At 67.8% G+C, this 14,511-nt stretch carries 15 protein-coding genes; 3 read left to right on the forward strand and 12 right to left on the reverse strand.

Features of this window, described 5'->3' with window-relative positions; translation table 11 throughout:
* Positions 1 to 71 precede the first annotated feature (71 nt).
* The 11 genes from rbsK to HWX09_RS01295 form a co-directional block, all read right to left on the reverse strand.
* Entirely contained in the window at positions 72 to 1,001 is a 930-nt protein-coding gene (gene rbsK / locus HWX09_RS01245; RefSeq protein WP_027784389.1) for a ribokinase, read from the reverse strand.
* Positions 998 to 2,029, reverse strand: coding sequence for a LacI family DNA-binding transcriptional regulator (locus HWX09_RS01250; RefSeq protein WP_027784388.1), 1,032 nt, complete (start codon positions 2,027 to 2,029; stop codon positions 998 to 1,000). The genes rbsK and HWX09_RS01250 overlap by 4 nt, the downstream gene beginning before the upstream one ends.
* 35 nt (positions 2,030 to 2,064) lie before the next feature.
* Positions 2,065 to 3,084 carry an ABC transporter permease gene (locus tag HWX09_RS01255; RefSeq protein WP_027784387.1) on the reverse strand — a complete coding sequence of 340 codons (1,020 nt, stop codon included), beginning with the start codon at positions 3,082 to 3,084 and terminating at the stop codon, positions 2,065 to 2,067.
* Positions 3,081 to 4,694 (reverse strand): sugar ABC transporter ATP-binding protein, encoded by a 1,614-nt coding sequence (locus tag HWX09_RS01260; protein WP_027784386.1) that lies wholly within the window; start codon positions 4,692 to 4,694, stop codon positions 3,081 to 3,083. The genes HWX09_RS01255 and HWX09_RS01260 overlap by 4 nt, the downstream gene beginning before the upstream one ends.
* 145 nt (positions 4,695 to 4,839) lie before the next feature.
* A complete protein-coding gene (locus HWX09_RS01265) occupies positions 4,840 to 5,790 on the reverse strand; it encodes a sugar ABC transporter substrate-binding protein (protein ID WP_027784385.1) in 951 nt (316 codons plus the stop codon).
* Positions 5,791 to 5,997: 207 nt separating this feature from the next.
* Positions 5,998 to 6,339: a hypothetical protein gene (locus tag HWX09_RS33505; RefSeq protein WP_230469129.1), complete on the reverse strand. Its 342-nt coding sequence runs from the start codon at positions 6,337 to 6,339 to the stop codon at positions 5,998 to 6,000.
* A 184-nt stretch (positions 6,340 to 6,523) separates the two neighbouring features.
* Positions 6,524 to 7,450 (reverse strand): CysB family HTH-type transcriptional regulator, encoded by a 927-nt coding sequence (locus HWX09_RS01275; RefSeq protein ID WP_027784384.1) that lies wholly within the window; start codon positions 7,448 to 7,450, stop codon positions 6,524 to 6,526.
* A gap of 75 nt (positions 7,451 to 7,525) precedes the next feature.
* A complete protein-coding gene (locus HWX09_RS01280; protein WP_027784383.1) occupies positions 7,526 to 8,584 on the reverse strand; it encodes a sulfate ABC transporter ATP-binding protein in 1,059 nt (352 codons plus the stop codon).
* Between the two features lie 13 nt (positions 8,585 to 8,597).
* Positions 8,598 to 9,542, reverse strand: a complete 945-nt coding sequence (gene cysW / locus HWX09_RS01285; RefSeq protein WP_027784382.1) for a sulfate ABC transporter permease subunit CysW — start codon at positions 9,540 to 9,542, stop codon at positions 8,598 to 8,600.
* Positions 9,539 to 10,441 carry a sulfate ABC transporter permease subunit CysT gene (cysT, locus tag HWX09_RS01290; RefSeq protein ID WP_027784381.1) on the reverse strand — a complete coding sequence of 301 codons (903 nt, stop codon included), beginning with the start codon at positions 10,439 to 10,441 and terminating at the stop codon, positions 9,539 to 9,541. The genes cysW and cysT overlap by 4 nt, the downstream gene beginning before the upstream one ends.
* A gap of 131 nt (positions 10,442 to 10,572) precedes the next feature.
* On the reverse strand, positions 10,573 to 11,610 hold the full coding sequence (locus HWX09_RS01295; RefSeq protein WP_027784380.1) for a sulfate ABC transporter substrate-binding protein: 1,038 nt from the start codon (positions 11,608 to 11,610) through the stop codon (positions 10,573 to 10,575).
* A gap of 264 nt (positions 11,611 to 11,874) precedes the next feature.
* On the opposite strand from HWX09_RS01295, the gene lexA reads away from it, so the two are divergent.
* From lexA to HWX09_RS01310, 3 genes are read left to right on the forward strand one after another with little or no spacing between them, the layout of a single operon-like run.
* Positions 11,875 to 12,522 (forward strand): transcriptional repressor LexA, encoded by a 648-nt coding sequence (gene lexA / locus HWX09_RS01300; RefSeq protein ID WP_027784379.1) that lies wholly within the window; start codon positions 11,875 to 11,877, stop codon positions 12,520 to 12,522.
* 25 nt (positions 12,523 to 12,547) lie between these two features.
* The gene (locus HWX09_RS01305) at positions 12,548 to 12,883 is read left to right on the forward strand and encodes a hypothetical protein (RefSeq protein WP_006476078.1); all 336 of its coding nucleotides are present in this window, start codon (positions 12,548 to 12,550) and stop codon (positions 12,881 to 12,883) included.
* 29 nt (positions 12,884 to 12,912) lie between these two features.
* The gene (locus HWX09_RS01310) at positions 12,913 to 13,635 is read left to right on the forward strand and encodes a DUF2939 domain-containing protein (protein WP_027784378.1); all 723 of its coding nucleotides are present in this window, start codon (positions 12,913 to 12,915) and stop codon (positions 13,633 to 13,635) included.
* Between the two features lie 84 nt (positions 13,636 to 13,719).
* Here HWX09_RS01310 and HWX09_RS01315 read toward each other — a convergent pair whose 3' ends face one another.
* On the reverse strand, positions 13,720 to 14,217 hold the full coding sequence (locus HWX09_RS01315) for a universal stress protein (RefSeq protein WP_027784377.1): 498 nt from the start codon (positions 14,215 to 14,217) through the stop codon (positions 13,720 to 13,722).
* Between the last annotated feature and the right edge of the window lie 294 nt (positions 14,218 to 14,511).

Consider the following 14,511-nt stretch of genomic DNA (forward strand, 5'->3'; position numbering starts at 1 on the left):
CGAGCCGCGGCCCCGACCGTCTCGTGCGACGGACGGGCCGTGGGGCGGAATCGGAAACCGGGGATCCGGCCCTAGTCGGCCAGTTCGGCGCGGGTCGGGATCGACGGCTGCGCGCCCGCGCGCGTGACCGACAGCGCCGCCGCGCGTTGCGCGAAGCGGATGGCCGTGTCGACGTCCGCGCCGGCCGCGAGCCGTGCGGAAAAGCCGCCGATGAAGGTGTCGCCGGCCGCCGTCGTGTCGACGGCCTGCACGGCCGGCGCCGGGTAGTGTCGCGCGGTGCCGTCGGCCGTCAGCGCGAGCACGCCGCGCGCGCCGAGCGTGACCAGCACGTTGCGCGCGCCGCCGGCCTGGAGCGCCCGGGCGGCGGCTTCGGCCTGCGCCGGGTCGCGCACCGGCAGACCGGTCAGCGCGGCCGCCTCGACTTCGTTCGGGATCAGGTAATCGACGAGCGGCAGCCAGCCGTCCGGCAGCGGCGCGACGGCCGGGGCCGGATTGAGCACCACCGTGCGGCCGAGCCGACGCCCGGCCGACAATGCCGCGAACACCGCGTCCGGCGGCGTCTCGAGCTGGCAGATCAGCACGTCGGCCGCCGCGAGCGCGGCCTCGTGCCGGGCGATCGTGTCGGTCGTGACTTCGCCGTTGCCGCCCGCGACGATCACGATCGCGTTCTGGCTCGCATCGTCGACGACGATCAGCGCGACGCCGGTCGACGCCGACGCGCTCGTCGCGAGCCCCCTGCAGTCGATTCCCTCGGCCTCGAGGCCCGCGCGCAGGGCCGCGCCGTGCGCATCCGCGCCGACGCAGCCGATCATCGCGACCTGCGCGCCGAGCCGGGCGGCGGCGACGGCCTGGTTGCCGCCCTTGCCGCCCGCTGCCTGCGCGAACGCATGCCCGGCAAGCGTTTCGCCCGGCAGCGGCAGTCGCGGCGCCCGTACGACGAGATCCATGTTGAGGCTGCCGACCACCGTCACGCGGCCGGCGCCCGTTGCGCTCGCCGTCATGCGCGAGCGCCCGGCGCGGCCGGCTCGCGGTAGACCGCCGTCGATTCGCGCAGCACGAGGCGCGGCGACACGACGCGGCGACGGCTCGGCACGGCGGTCGAACCGCCGCCGATCCGTTCGATCAGCGTCTGCGCGGCCATTTCGCCGAGCGCGCGCACCGACTGGCCGACCGTCGACAGCGCCGGATACGTGTAGCGGGAAAATTCGATGTCGTCGAATCCGATGATCGAGCAGTCGTCGGGCACGCGCATCCCGCGCTCGGCCGCCGCGCGCAGCGCGCCGACTCCCATCAGGTCGTTGCCCGCGAAGATCGCGCTCGGCCGCACCGATTCGAACAGCCGCGACGCCGCGTGATAGCCGCCCAGGCACGAGAAATCGCTTTCGGCGATCGCGCCCGGCACGATGTCGACCCCGCGCTCGGCCATCGCGCGGATGAAGCCGTGCACGCGCATCGCGCTGACGGCGGTGTCGGTCGGCCCGGTGATGCAGCCGATCTTCGCGTGTCCGAGTTCGAGCAGATGGCGCGTCGCCAGATACGCGCCGCGCTCGTGGTCGATCTGCACGAGATCGGCCGCGAGCCCCTCGATGTTGCGGTCGACGACGACGAGCGGCGCGTGGATATCGGCGAGCGTCTGCGCGAGCACCGCGTCCTCGCCCGCCGACGCGACGATCAGCCCGTCGATGCGCTTTTCCTGCAGCACGCGCAGGTAGTTGCGCTGCTTCACGGGATCGTCGTCCGAATTGCAGAAGAACACGCAATAGCCGTTGGCCGCACACTGATCCTCGATGCCGCGCGCAAGCTCCGCGAAGTACGGATTCGTGCTGTTCGGCACGACGAGGCCGATGGTCGCCGTCGAACGTGCCTTCAGCGAGCGCGCCACGGCCGACGGCACGTAATTCAGCTCGCGGATCGCGCCCTCGACCTTCGCACGCACATCCGCGGACACCGGCCGCGAATTGTTCACCACGTGCGAGACGGTCGTAAACGACACGCCCGCCATGGCCGCCACATCCTTGATCGTCGCCATTTCCCGTTTCTCTCTGGTCTGTTCTGTGTGTCTTGTTACCGCACGCGCGTACGCCGGCTGCGATACGTATCGAGCACGACCGCCACCACGATCACCGCGCCCGTGATGATCCGTTTCGTCGGCTCGTTCGCCCCGATCTGCGCCAGCCCCGCGGCCAGCACGGAGATGATCAACACGCCGAAGAACGTGCTGATCACCGAGCCGCGCCCGCCCATCAGGCTCGTGCCGCCGATCACGACGGCGGCGATGACCTGCAGTTCGAGGCCCGCGCCCGCGTTCGGATCGGCCGCCTCGAGCCGCGAAATCTGGAACAGCGACGCGAGCCCCGCGAGCGCGCCCATCAGTGCGAATACGAGAATTTTATACGGCCGCGGGTTAACCCCTGCAAGTCGCACCGCTTCCTCGTTCGTGCCGATGCCGATCAGATAGCGCCCGAACACCGTGCGCGTGAGCACGAACTGGGCCGCGATCATCACCGCCACAGCGATCAGGAACGCCGGCGAGATGCCGAGCGCGATCGGGTTCGACAGGAAATCGAATGCGTCGCCGATATACGCGGTGCGCGAATTCGTCAGCTGGTACGCGAGGCCGCGCGCGGCCTCCAGCACGCCGAGCGACACGATGAACGACGGAATCCGCCAGCCGACCGTGACCGCGCCGGTCAACGCGCCCGTCGCGGTCGCGACCGCGATCCCGATCAGCGCGGCCGGCAGCGGCCCCCACTGCCATTTCAGCGCGGCGACGCTGACCATCGACGCGGCGAGCGCGAGCACCGAGCCGACCGACAGGTCGATCCCGGCGATGATCAGCACGAAGGTCATCCCGACCGACATCACGACGAGATCGGGAATCTGGTTCGCGATCGTGCTGAACGTGTCGTAGGTCAGGAAATGCGAACTCAGCACCGAGAACAGCGCGATCATCGCGGCCAGCGCGCCGGCGAGGCCGAGGTAGTTCGACAGGCCGAGCCGCGTGCCGGACAGCGTGCGCGCGCGGCGCCCCGTCACGTCCTGCTGCGCGCCTGCGTCGGTCGGGGATACGGGTGGCTGGGTCATTCCTGTCGTCCTGTCGTCGAAGTGCCCGGAGCGGCGCCGCGCGCCTGCCCCGCGTCCGGATGCTGCATGGCCGCCGCCGGCGTCTCGCGGCCGAAGCCGGCGAACGCCGCGGCCAGCAGCGCATCCTGGGTCCAGTTGCCGCGCTCGAACACGGCCGTCATGCGCCCGGCCGACATCACGCCGATCCGGTCGCAGATCAGCATCAGCTCGCGCAGGTCGCTCGATACGACCACGAGCGCGCGGCCTTCGCGCGCGAGCGCGCCCATCAAAGTGTAGATCTCGAATTTGGCGCCGACGTCGATCCCGCGCGTCGGCTCGTCGAACAGCAGCACGCCCATGTCGCGCGCGAGCCAGCGGCCGATCACGACCTTCTGCTGGTTGCCGCCCGACAGCTCGCCGACCGGCTGCGTCGCCCCGTGCGTGCGGATCCGCAGCGCATCGATCTGCTGCTCGGCGAGCGCCGTTTCGCGCGCCGAATCGACGATGCCGCCGCGCGCGAGCCGGTCGAGCTGGCCGAGCGACACGTTCGCGGCGATCGGCTGCGACAGCAGCAGCCCTTCGCCCTTGCGATCCTCGGTGATCAGCGCGATGCCCAGCTTCACCGCATCGGCCGGCGACGCGATCCGCGCCGGCTTCAGCGGCTGACCCACCGCGATCGCCCCGGCATCCGGCGTATCGGCGCCGTAGATCAGCCGCAGCAGCTCGGTGCGCCCCGCGCCGATCAGCCCCGAGATGCCGAAGATCTCGCCCGCGCGCACCTCGAGCGAGACGTCGCGCACGGCCGTCCCGCGCGTGAGACCCGATACGGCGAGCCGCGGCGCGCCGAAACGACGCTCGCCGAGATCGATGTGTTCGCCGATCTCGCGTCCGACCATCAGCGTGACGAGCCCATCGGACGTCGTCGCCGCCATGTCGCCCGCATGCACGAGCCGGCCGTCGCGCAACACCGCGACGCGCTCGGCGACGCGAGCGAGCTCCTCGAGCCGGTGCGAGATATAGACGATCGCGACGCCGCGCGCCTTCAGCCGGTCGATCTGCTCGAACAGCAGCTCGACTTCGCGCGCGGTCAGCATCGCGGTCGGCTCGTCGAGAATCAGCACGCGGCAGTCGCCGATCAGGTTGCGCGCGATCTCGACCATCTGCTGGTGGCCGATGCCGAGCGCGCCGACCGGCGTATCCGGATCGACCGCGTCGAGCCCGACCTGCGCCATCGCCGCGCGCGCGTCGTCGCGCAGCCGCGCGCGATCGATGATTCCGAAGCGCCGCGGCAGGCGGTTCAGGAACAGATTTTCGGCAATGCTCAGCGTCGGCAGCAGGTTCAGCTCCTGCATCACCATGCGTACGCCGAGCGCCTCGGCCTGCGTGCGGCTCGCCGGCGCATAGGCCTGGCCGCCGAGCTGCATCGTGCCGGTGGTCGGGTCGACGAGCCCGCCGATGATCTTCGACAGCGTGCTCTTGCCGGCGCCGTTCTCGCCCGTCAGCGCGAGCGCCTGGCCCGCGTCGAGGGTCAGCGTGACGTCGGCGAGCACGGGTTCGGCATAGGTCTTGCCGATGCCGGATACGGACAGCACGGGGTGGGCTGAACGGGAGGGTTGGAAGGTCGGTTCCATCGCGATCCTGGTTGCGGCCGCGCGCACGCGGCGCGCGGGGGTGACGCTCACAAGTGCATGTGCATGCAGTGGCCGTGATCGCGCTCACACCGGATAACGGCCGCCGCGCCGGATTCTTGAGGGCGGCGGCCGGACCGGTGCGGCGTTACTTCGTCACGAGATCCACCGGCGTCTCGACCACGCCGGACATGTCGGCCTGCTTGCGATGCTCGGCGATCGCCTTGAGCGCCGTGTCGATGCCGAACACGGCCTGCTTCGCCGCGTACTGGTCGGCGGTCGCGAGCACGCGGCCGTCCTTCAGCATCGGCTTGATCGCATTGATGTTGTCGTAGCCGACCACGAGCACCTTGCCCTGCTTGCCGGCCGCGCGCACGGCCGACACGGCGCCGATCGCCATGTTGTCGTTGCCGCACAGCAGCGCCTTCAGGTTCGGGTATTCGTTGAGCATCGCGGCGGCCACCGCATTGCCCTTGTCGATTTCCCATTCGCCCGACTGCACCGACACGACCTTCATCCCGCCTGCCTTCATCGCGTCCTCGAAGCCGGCCGTGCGCTGCTGCGCGTTGGTGGTCGTCGACACGCCTTCGACGATGCCGACCTGGTCGCCCGCCTTCAGCCGCTTCGCGAGGTAATCGCCGATCTTGCGCGCGCCCTTGCGGTTGTCCGGGCCGACGAACGGCACGTTCAGGTTCTTCGACTTCAGCACGTCGGGATCGAGCCGGTTGTCGATGTTCACGACGACGATGCCGGCGTCAACGGCCTTCTTCACGACCGGCACGAGCGCCTTCGAATCGGCCGGCGCGAGCACGATCGCATCGACCTTCGAGACGATCATCTGCTCGACGATGCGGATCTGGTTCGCGGTGTCGGTCTCGTCCTTGATGCCGTTGGTGATCAGGTCGAACTGGTTCGCGTTGTGTTTCTGGTATTCCTTCGCGCCCGTTTCCATGGTCAGGAAAAACTCGTTGGCGAGCGACTTCATCACGAGCGCGACCTTCGGCTTGGCGGCGGATTGCGCGTGGACAGCCGGTGCGGCGGCCACCGCGACGGCGGCGAGCGCGGCGGTCAGGAAGCGACGGCGAAAGCGGACATTCATACACATCTCCTGGCGACTGGCCCGAAGGGCCGGATTGTTGTTTGGTTGTTGTTTTAATGTGAGCAAACGTTTGCGCCACACTACCCGGGCAATGGCCATCGATGCTGCTGTCGGTACCACGGAATGGAAGCGAGGCAGACGGCCGACTGCCTGGCGCGTGCTGTCGTTGACGCGCCACCGCCGGCGGGGACGCCGGCGGAGTGAAGGCTATGCTGTACCGATTCGCTTCGGCGCGCAACCTGTCTGATCAATATTTAAGGGTTTATTCGGAGCGCGCAAGCGCGCTTCACGATGCGCAAATACGACACTTGCGATGCCGGCGGCGGCCTGCCGAAGCGCTTCGCGCGCCGGCGGGCCGATGATGAAGCGGTTCGGCGCGAACAACGCGATCGGCACGCGGATCGTCGGCGTCCACCGTCCCGGTATGGGGTCGACCGTGACGGAACCGGCGATGCGTCCGGCGCTGCTTCGCGAATGAGAATGGCTGCCGATCTTGCGTTCCGCGCCGAGGGTCGGCGTTGCGGATCGTTCTTGTTTTTCTGTTGGCACGGAAACGCGTGTCGATGGTCGTCGCCTGACGCGACCCACCTGATCGGAAGCCTCGGCTGAGGCTCCAGACGCGACCGACGGCGGCAATCCCCCGCCGCCGCCCGGTACGGGGTACGGCAGCCTACGCATGATGCATGTCGCACCGTCCGCGGCATCGGCCCGGACGGCGCACGACACGCGCGGGTCAGACGGCTTCGCGCAACTGCCCGGCAATCTCCGCTTCGTTCAGATGCGGCGCGAACATTTCGATCAGCCGGTACGCATACGCACGCAGGAACGCGCCCTTGCGCAACCCGACCCGCGTCGTGCTCGCCTCGAACAGGTGCTGCGTATCGAGCGCGACGAGCCCCGTGTCGCGCTGCGGATCGTAGGCCATCGCCGCGACCACGCCGATCCCCATTCCGAGCTCGACGTAGGTCTTGATCACGTCCGCGTCGATCGCGGTCAGCACGACGTCGGGCACGGCGCCCGCCTGCGTGAACGCCTGGTCGATGTGCGAGCGCCCCGTGAAGTCCTGGTCGTACGTGATGATCGGGTACTCGGCAATCTCCTCGAGCGTCAGGTTCTCGCGGCCGACGAGCGGGTGGCCCTTCGGCACGACGACCGTGTGGTGCCACGAATAGCACGGGAACGTGACGATGTCCGGATAGCGGTCGAGCGCCTCGGTCGAGATGCCGAGATCGGCCTCGCCGTTCAGGATCATCTGCGCGATCTGTTGCGGGCTGCCCTGGCGCAGCGCGAGATGCACCTTCGGAAACACGTCGGTGAACTGCCGGATCACCTTCGGCAGCGCGTAGCGCGCCTGCGTGTGCGTCGTCGCGACGACGAGGTGGCCGCTGTCCTGATCGGCGAACTGGCGCGCGACGCGGCGCAGATTCTCGGCATCGAGCAGCATCCGCTCGATCAGCTGATGCACCGCCTTGCCGGGCTCCGTGAGCCCCGTCAGCCGCTTGCCGCGCCGAATGAAGATGTCGACGCCCAGCTCATCCTCCAGATCCTTGATCTGCTTCGACACGCCCGACTGCGACGTGTACAGCACGTTCGCGACTTCCGTCAGGTTCATGTTCTGGCGCACCGCTTCGCGCACGAACCGCAATTGCTGAAAATTCATGGGTATGCCTCTTAGGCTGTCGTTGTTTGATTGTCGAATCGGAGCGAATCCCGCCCTCTGCCCTGCATTGTCTCGTCAACGCGCGGGAAACACCCGCACGGCGCGCGGCACGGCCGTCGCGCCGTCGCCGACCTGCAGCGAAAGCGCCCGCCATGCATCGCGGTCGAGTTCCGCCTCGAGCGCGCCGCCCGCGCGCGTCTCGAGCTCCACGCGCACCGAACCGCCGAGCGGAATCACGCGCCGCACGTCCACCGCGATGCCGTCGCGGTGACCTTCGCCCGCCGGCCACAGCTGCAGATCGTGCGGCCGCACATACGCGTTCGCGGGGCCCGCGAAATCGGCATCGACCTCGATCGGCGCAGCCGCACCCTCGGCGACGAAACCGCGCCCGGCAACCGTGCCCGGCAGCCGGTTCGCCGCGCCGAGGAACTCGTACACGAACGCGCTTTGCGGATGATCGTAGACGTCCTGCGGGCTGCCGACCTGCTCGACGTGGCCTCGGTTCAGCACGACGATGCGATCGGCCACTTCGAGCGCCTCTTCCTGGTCGTGCGTGACGAAGATCGTCGAGATGTGCAGGTCGTCGTGCAGGCGACGCAGCCAGCCGCGCAGTTCCTTGCGGACCTTCGCATCGAGCGCGCCGAACGGTTCGTCGAGCAGCAGCACCTTCGGCTCGACCGCGAGCGCGCGGGCGAGCGCGATGCGCTGGCGCTGGCCGCCCGACAGCTCGGACGGGTAACGCTGCGCGAGCCAGTCGAGCTGCACGAGCTTGAGCAGCTCATGCACCTTCTCGCGAATCGCGGCTTCCGACGGCCGCTCGCGGCGCGGCTTCACGCGCAGGCCGAACGCGACGTTCTCGAACACCGTCATGTGGCGAAACAGCGCGTAGTGCTGGAACACGAAGCCGACCTGACGGTCGCGCGCGCCGACCGACGCGACGTCGAGCCCCTGCAGCACGACCTGGCCGGCGTCCGCGTGCTCGAGGCCCGCGATCACGCGCAGCAGCGTGGTCTTGCCGCAGCCGGACGGCCCGAGCAGCGCGACCAGTTCGCCGGGCGGAAAGTCGAGCGACACGTTGTCGAGCGCCGTGAAATCGCCGAAGCGCTTCTGAAGGTTACGGACGGTGATACCCATTCTGGTTGCCTCTTTACGATTTCGACGAAACGGTGCCGACCGGGCCGGCATGTGCGGGAACGGCGTCGGGCGCGTCGGCCAGTTCGGCCGCGAGATGACGCTCGGCGAGCAGCTTCAGCGCGAGCGTGACGAGCGCGAGCAGCGCCAGCACCGACGCCACCGCGAACGCCGCCGCGAAGTTGTATTCGTTGTACAGAATCTCCACGTGCAGCGGCATCGTGTCGGTCACGCCGCGGATGTGGCCCGACACGACCGACACCGCGCCGAACTCGCCCATCGCGCGCGCATTGCACAGGATCACGCCGTAGAGCAGGCCCCACCTCACGTTCGGCAGCGTCACGCGGCGGAAGATCTGCCAGCCCGACGCGCCGAGCACGCGCGCGGCCTCTTCCTCGTCGGTGCCTTGCGCCTGCATCAGCGGAATCAGCTCGCGCGCGACGAACGGGAACGTGACGAAGATCGTCGCGAGCACGATGCCCGGCACCGCGAAGATGATCTGCACGTCGTGATCCTGCAGCCACGGCCCGAACCAGCCCTGCGCGCCGAACAGCAGCACGTACACGAGGCCCGAGATCACCGGCGACACCGAGAACGGCAGGTCGATCAGCGTCGTCAGCAGCGCCTTGCCGCGGAATTCGAACTTCGCGATCGCCCACGATGCGCACACGCCGAACACGAGATTCAGCGGCACCGCGATCACGGCGACGGTCAACGTCAGCTTGATCGCCGACCACGCATCGGGATCGGCCAGCGATTCGAGATAGAAGCCGACGCCCTTGCGCAGCGCCTCGACGAACACCGCGGCGAGCGGCACGACGAGGAAGAACGCGAGGAACGCCAGCGCGATGCCCGTGAGCAGCCAGCGCACGACGCGCGACTCGCTGACGGGGTCGAGCCGCTTCGCGGCGCGCGCGGCCGGCGACGGGGTTTTCAGCACGGCGGTGGCCTCCTGGCTCATTGCTGGCCTCCTGCCGCGACGGCGTTGACGACGTTGACGGCGGCGGGCGCCGGACCGCTCGCGCCCTTGCTCGTCCTGCGCTGCAGATACCACTGCAGCGTGTTGATCAGCAGCAGCATCAGGAACGACACGACCAGCATCACGACCGCCAGCGCGGTCGCGCCCGCGTAGTCGTACTGCTCGAGCTTCGTGATGATCAGCAGCGACGTGATCTCGGATTTCATCGGCACGTTGCCGGCGATGAAGATCACCGATCCGTATTCGCCGAGCGCGCGCGCGAACGCGAGCGCGAAACCGGTGAGCAACGCCGGCAGCACGGCCGGCAGCACGACGCGTCGGAACGTCAGCCAGCGCGACGCGCCGAGGCACGCGGCGGCTTCTTCCTGCTCGCGCTCGAAATCCTCGAGCACCGGCTGCACGGTGCGCACGACGAACGGCAGCCCGATGAAGGTCAGCGCGACCAGCACGCCGGCCGGCGTGAACGCGATCTTGATGCCGAGCGGCGCCAGGTACTGGCCGACCCAGCCGTTGGTCGCGTAGACGGCCGCGAGCGAGATGCCGGCCACCGACGTCGGCAGCGCGAACGGCAGATCGACGATCGCATCGACGAGACGCTTGAACGGAAACGTGTAGCGCACCAGCACCCACGCGACGAGGAAGCCGAACACGGCATTGATCAGCGCGCCGCCGAGCGCGGCCGAGAACGTCAGCCGGTACGACGCGAGCACGCGCGGCGACGTGACGGCGGTGACGAACTGGTCCCACGACAGCGTCGCGGTCTTCAGAAAGGTGGCGGCGAGCGGAATCAGCACCACGAGGCTCAAATAGGCCACCGTGATGCCGAGTGTCACGCCGAAACCGGGCAGCGCGCTCGGCTTGCGAAAGGTGTACGTCGTCATCGGATGCTCTTGCTGGGTCGATGCTGCTCACGGGCCCGACGCAAACGCCGGCGCAGTGAATCGCGCCGGCGCCCCGTCGGGGATGCGGCGCGCTGTCGTGGCGCGCCGCTTGTCGTTATGTCGTTATGGCGTTACTGCGGCTTGTAGATCGAATCGAACACGCCGCCGTCCGCGAAATGCGTCTTCTGCGCATTCGTCCAGCCGCCGAACGTGTCGTCGACCGTGTACAGCTTCAGCTTCGGGAACTGCTTGGTCAGCTCCGCCGGCACGCTCTTCGAACGCGGCCGGTAGTAGTTGCGCGCCGCGATTTCCTGGCCCTGCGGGCTATACAGGAAGTTCAGGTAGGCCTCGGCCAGCTTGCGCGTGCCCTTCTTGTCGACCACCTTGTCGACCACCGCGACGGGCGGCTCGGCCAGGATGCTCACCGACGGCACGACGATCTCGAACTTGTCGGTACCGAATTCCTTGACCGACAGGAACGCCTCGTTTTCCCAGGCGATCAGCACGTCGCCGATCCCGCGCTGCACGAAGCTCGTCGTCGCGCCCCGCGCGCCCGAATCGAGCACGCCTGCGTTCTTGTAGAGCTTCGTGACGAATTCCTTCGCCGTCTGCTCGTTGCCGCCCGGCTTGTGCTGGGCGTATGCCCATGCGGCCAGGTAGTTCCAGCGCGCGCCGCCCGAGGTCTTCGGGTTCGGCGTGACGATCGAGATGCCCGGCCTGGTCAGGTCGTCCCAGTCCTTGATCCCCTTCGGATTGCCCTTGCGCACGAGGAACACGATCGTCGACGTGTACGGCGACGCGTTGTCGGGCAGGCGCTTCTGCCAATCCTTGTTCACGAGCCCCTTGTTCGCGAGCGCGTCGATGTCGTACGCCAGCGCCAGCGTGACGACGTCGGCCTGCAGGCCGTCGAGCACCGAGCGCGCCTGCGCGCCCGAACCGCCGTGCGACTGCTTGAAGTTGACGGTTTCGCCCGTCTTCGCCTTCCACTCCTTGCCGAACGCCTGGTTGAAATCCTGATACAGCTCGCGCGTCGGGTCGTACGACACGTTCAGGAAGGTCGTATCGGCCTGCGCATGCGTCGCGACGCCCAGCGCCGCCGCCGCGCCCAGCGCGAGTGTTGCGATCAGGCGGCCCACTCCGCCCACCAGCCCCGTATTGCGCTTCGCCATCCTTGGTTCTCCAGTGTTGTCGGTATTGCGATGTCGGGCCAGTCTAGCGAACGGCTTACATGATTAAAAATAATCGTTCCTCATTTTTTAATACTCAAAAGTGCTAACGCATACGGGACGGACGGTTGCGACGGACAAACCGGCGTCCGGGCGTCGCGAAATCGCGCCGGAACCGGCGCGATCGCGTCGAACCTCAAGTAACACTTGAAATTCACCAAGTACTGTATAAAAATACAGCTCACTGTCTATCCATACAGTTAAGCCATGACCAAACTCACCGCCCGTCAGCAGCAAGTGTTCGACTTGATCCGTCGCGCGATCGAGCGCTCCGGATACCCGCCCACCCGCGCCGAGATCGCGGCCGAACTGGGCTTCAGCTCGCCGAATGCGGCCGAGGAGCACCTGCGCGCGTTGGCGCGCAAGGGCGTGATCGAGTTGGCCGCCGGCGCATCGCGCGGCATCCGGCTGCTCGGCATCGACGACGCCCCGCACCAGTTCACGCTGCCGCACGCCGGCCTGATGCAACTGTCGCTGCCGCTCGTCGGCCGCGTCGCGGCCGGTAGCCCGATCCTTGCGCAGGAGCACATCTCGCACCATTACGCGTGCGATCCCGCGCTGTTCACCAGCAAGCCCGACTATCTGCTGAAGGTGCGCGGCCTGTCGATGCGCGACGCCGGCATTCTCGACGGCGATCTTCTCGCCGTGCAGAAGCGCACGGAAGCGAAGGACGGCCAGATCATCGTCGCGCGTCTCGGCGACGACGTCACGGTCAAGCGCCTGATGCGCCGGCCCGGCGGCCTGGAGCTGATCGCGGAGAACCCGGATTACGAAAACATCTTCGTCAAGGCCGGCAGCGCGGATTTCGCGCTGGAAGGCATCGCCGTCGGGCTGATCCGCTCGGGCGAACTCTGACATTCCGTCTCGCTAGGAGAACATCATGGAACGCCTTGCCCGCCTGCTGCCTTTCCGTCAATTCGGTCGCCTGCGTCATCTGCGCGGCCGCACGCCCTGCGCACCGCTGTCCGCGGCGGCGCCAGTGCAAGAAGAAGTCGCAGTCGAACGGCAGGCGTCCCTGCTGCCGTCAGCCCTCCCCGCGTTCGCACGGGTATCGCTGAACGCCGGTCTGAACCACGCGGAACCCGCGCGCCGCGCGCCGGTGCGCGTCTATCACGGCCGATCGCGCCTGATCATGGTGGGCACGATCGATGCCGTGTGCCGGATGATCGATCGCTGCATCGCAGAGGAACGATCGGCCACGCCGGGCGGTCTCTGATTGCGGAACATTCCCGCACCGGAGGCAACGTGACTGAATCGGCGCGCCGCGCACGGCGACTCAAGCCCCTGTTGATCACCGTGCTGATCGTCGCCGTCATTGCGACGCTCGGCTATGCGTATGCGTCGCCGTACGTCGCGCTCGGTCGCCTGAAATCGGCAATCGATGCGCGTGATGCGCAGGCGATCAGCGAGTATGTCGACTTTCCGTCGCTGCGCGTCAGCCTGAAGCAGCAGGTCACGGAAGAGTTGATGCGCCGGATCGACGCAGTGAAGAAAAACAATCCGTTCGCGGTGATTGGCGCGCTGATCGGGTCCGCCCTGATCGGCCCGCTGGTCGATGCGTATGCGACCCCGGAAGGCGTCGCCGCGCTGATGAGCGGATTGCCGCCACGCGGCAATCCGGGCGAGCGTCCGCCCGAGTTGTCAAATCAGCCGTCCGCAGGCAATGCGCCCGGCAACACGCCTGCCGCACCGCCCGCCAATCCGGCGGCGCCGGCAAGTGCCAGCGTACCGAGCGGAAACACGGCGGCTTCGGCGGCATCATCGCCGACCCCCGCGCCCGCCGCACCGGCCAGCCCGAACGAAGCCACGCAAGCGCCGCCCCAGCAGCAAACCAGCGCGGGCTACCGAAATATCGATGAATTCGTCGTGACGTATCAGCGCAGTGCCGACGGCACGCGCTATGCGGCGATCTTCCACCGCTTCGGGCTGTTCTCGTGGAAATTGTCCGGAATCGACCTGCACGCATAGGGCCGCGCTCGACGCGCGCCCTGCCGGGCAGTGCGACGCCTGGCCGGCATGCATCGCCGGTCAGGCGGCCATCCAGCCTTTAGATCATTTGCCGTTCGCCATGGCCGCTTCACGCTCGCGCGCGATTTCGGCCTTCTGCTCTTCCGCCGACGAACACGCCACCAGAATGCTGCAGTTCACGCGATCGAGCAGTTGCGTGTTGCCCGACCCCATCCACCATCTCGACAATCCGCTGCGGCACCGGTGGCCGACGACGACGAGATCGACCTTCAGCTCCGACGCGAGATTCGCGATTTCGTCGATCGGATAGCCGAACGCGAAATGGCCTTCGGCCTGGACGCCGCGCTCGCGCAGCCAGTTCACGCCTTCCTGCAGGATTTCGCGCGCGGTTTCCTCGAAGCGGCCGCACGCCACATCGGTCAGCAAACCCGCGCTTTGCGCAATGCTCGAACGCATGTCGACGACCGACAGCAAATGCGTTTCGGCCTTCAGGTCCATTGCGAGATTGGCGCCGCAACGCAGCGCCTTGCGCCCTTCGAGCGTGCCGTCGTAACACAGCAAAATCTTGTTGTAGCTAGCCATGGAGCCTCCCTATCGCGACAACGAGCCTACGCATTCATCATGGTGCGCCGCAATTCAGGACGCAAGGGATGGAAAACGCTGATTCGCCCCGCGCGGCGCATGCGCGATGGTGCGGCGCACGATCGGCGCGCACTTGCATCGCACCGTGCAGGCATGCGCTGAAGCGATGCAGCCGATGCACTAGAATGGCCCGTTCCACCTCCAGCGGGCCACCTCGCGCCGGCGTCGTATGCTTCGGCCATGCCCGTGTGACACGCATTCGCGCGATCCGTTCGCCAACCCGCCACGCACCGG

The organism is Burkholderia sp. BCC1208, assembly GCF_902833095.1.
In the GTDB taxonomy this organism is placed as follows: Bacteria; Pseudomonadota; Gammaproteobacteria; order Burkholderiales; family Burkholderiaceae; genus Burkholderia.

Bases quoted from the DNA above. Each gene is read 5' to 3' on its own strand.
- rbsK (WP_027784389.1), bottom strand. From the start codon at position 1,001: ATGACGGCGAGCGCAACGGGCGCCGGCCGCGTGACGGTGGTCGGCAGC.
- HWX09_RS01250 (WP_027784388.1), bottom strand. From the start codon at position 2,029: ATGGCGACGATCAAGGATGTGGCGGCCATGGCGGGCGTGTCGTTTACG.
- HWX09_RS01255 (WP_027784387.1), bottom strand. From the start codon at position 3,084: ATGACCCAGCCACCCGTATCCCCGACCGACGCAGGCGCGCAGCAGGAC.
- HWX09_RS01260 (WP_027784386.1), bottom strand. From the start codon at position 4,694: ATGGAACCGACCTTCCAACCCTCCCGTTCAGCCCACCCCGTGCTGTCC.
- HWX09_RS01265 (WP_027784385.1), bottom strand. From the start codon at position 5,790: ATGAATGTCCGCTTTCGCCGTCGCTTCCTGACCGCCGCGCTCGCCGCC.
- HWX09_RS01275 (WP_027784384.1), bottom strand. From the start codon at position 7,450: ATGAATTTTCAGCAATTGCGGTTCGTGCGCGAAGCGGTGCGCCAGAAC.
- HWX09_RS01280 (WP_027784383.1), bottom strand. From the start codon at position 8,584: ATGGGTATCACCGTCCGTAACCTTCAGAAGCGCTTCGGCGATTTCACG.
- cysW (WP_027784382.1), bottom strand. From the start codon at position 9,542: ATGAGCCAGGAGGCCACCGCCGTGCTGAAAACCCCGTCGCCGGCCGCG.
- cysT (WP_027784381.1), bottom strand. From the start codon at position 10,441: ATGACGACGTACACCTTTCGCAAGCCGAGCGCGCTGCCCGGTTTCGGC.
- HWX09_RS01295 (WP_027784380.1), bottom strand. From the start codon at position 11,610: ATGGCGAAGCGCAATACGGGGCTGGTGGGCGGAGTGGGCCGCCTGATC.
- lexA (WP_027784379.1), top strand. From the start codon at position 11,875: ATGACCAAACTCACCGCCCGTCAGCAGCAAGTGTTCGACTTGATCCGT.
- HWX09_RS01305 (WP_006476078.1), top strand. From the start codon at position 12,548: ATGGAACGCCTTGCCCGCCTGCTGCCTTTCCGTCAATTCGGTCGCCTG.
- HWX09_RS01315 (WP_027784377.1), bottom strand. From the start codon at position 14,217: ATGGCTAGCTACAACAAGATTTTGCTGTGTTACGACGGCACGCTCGAA.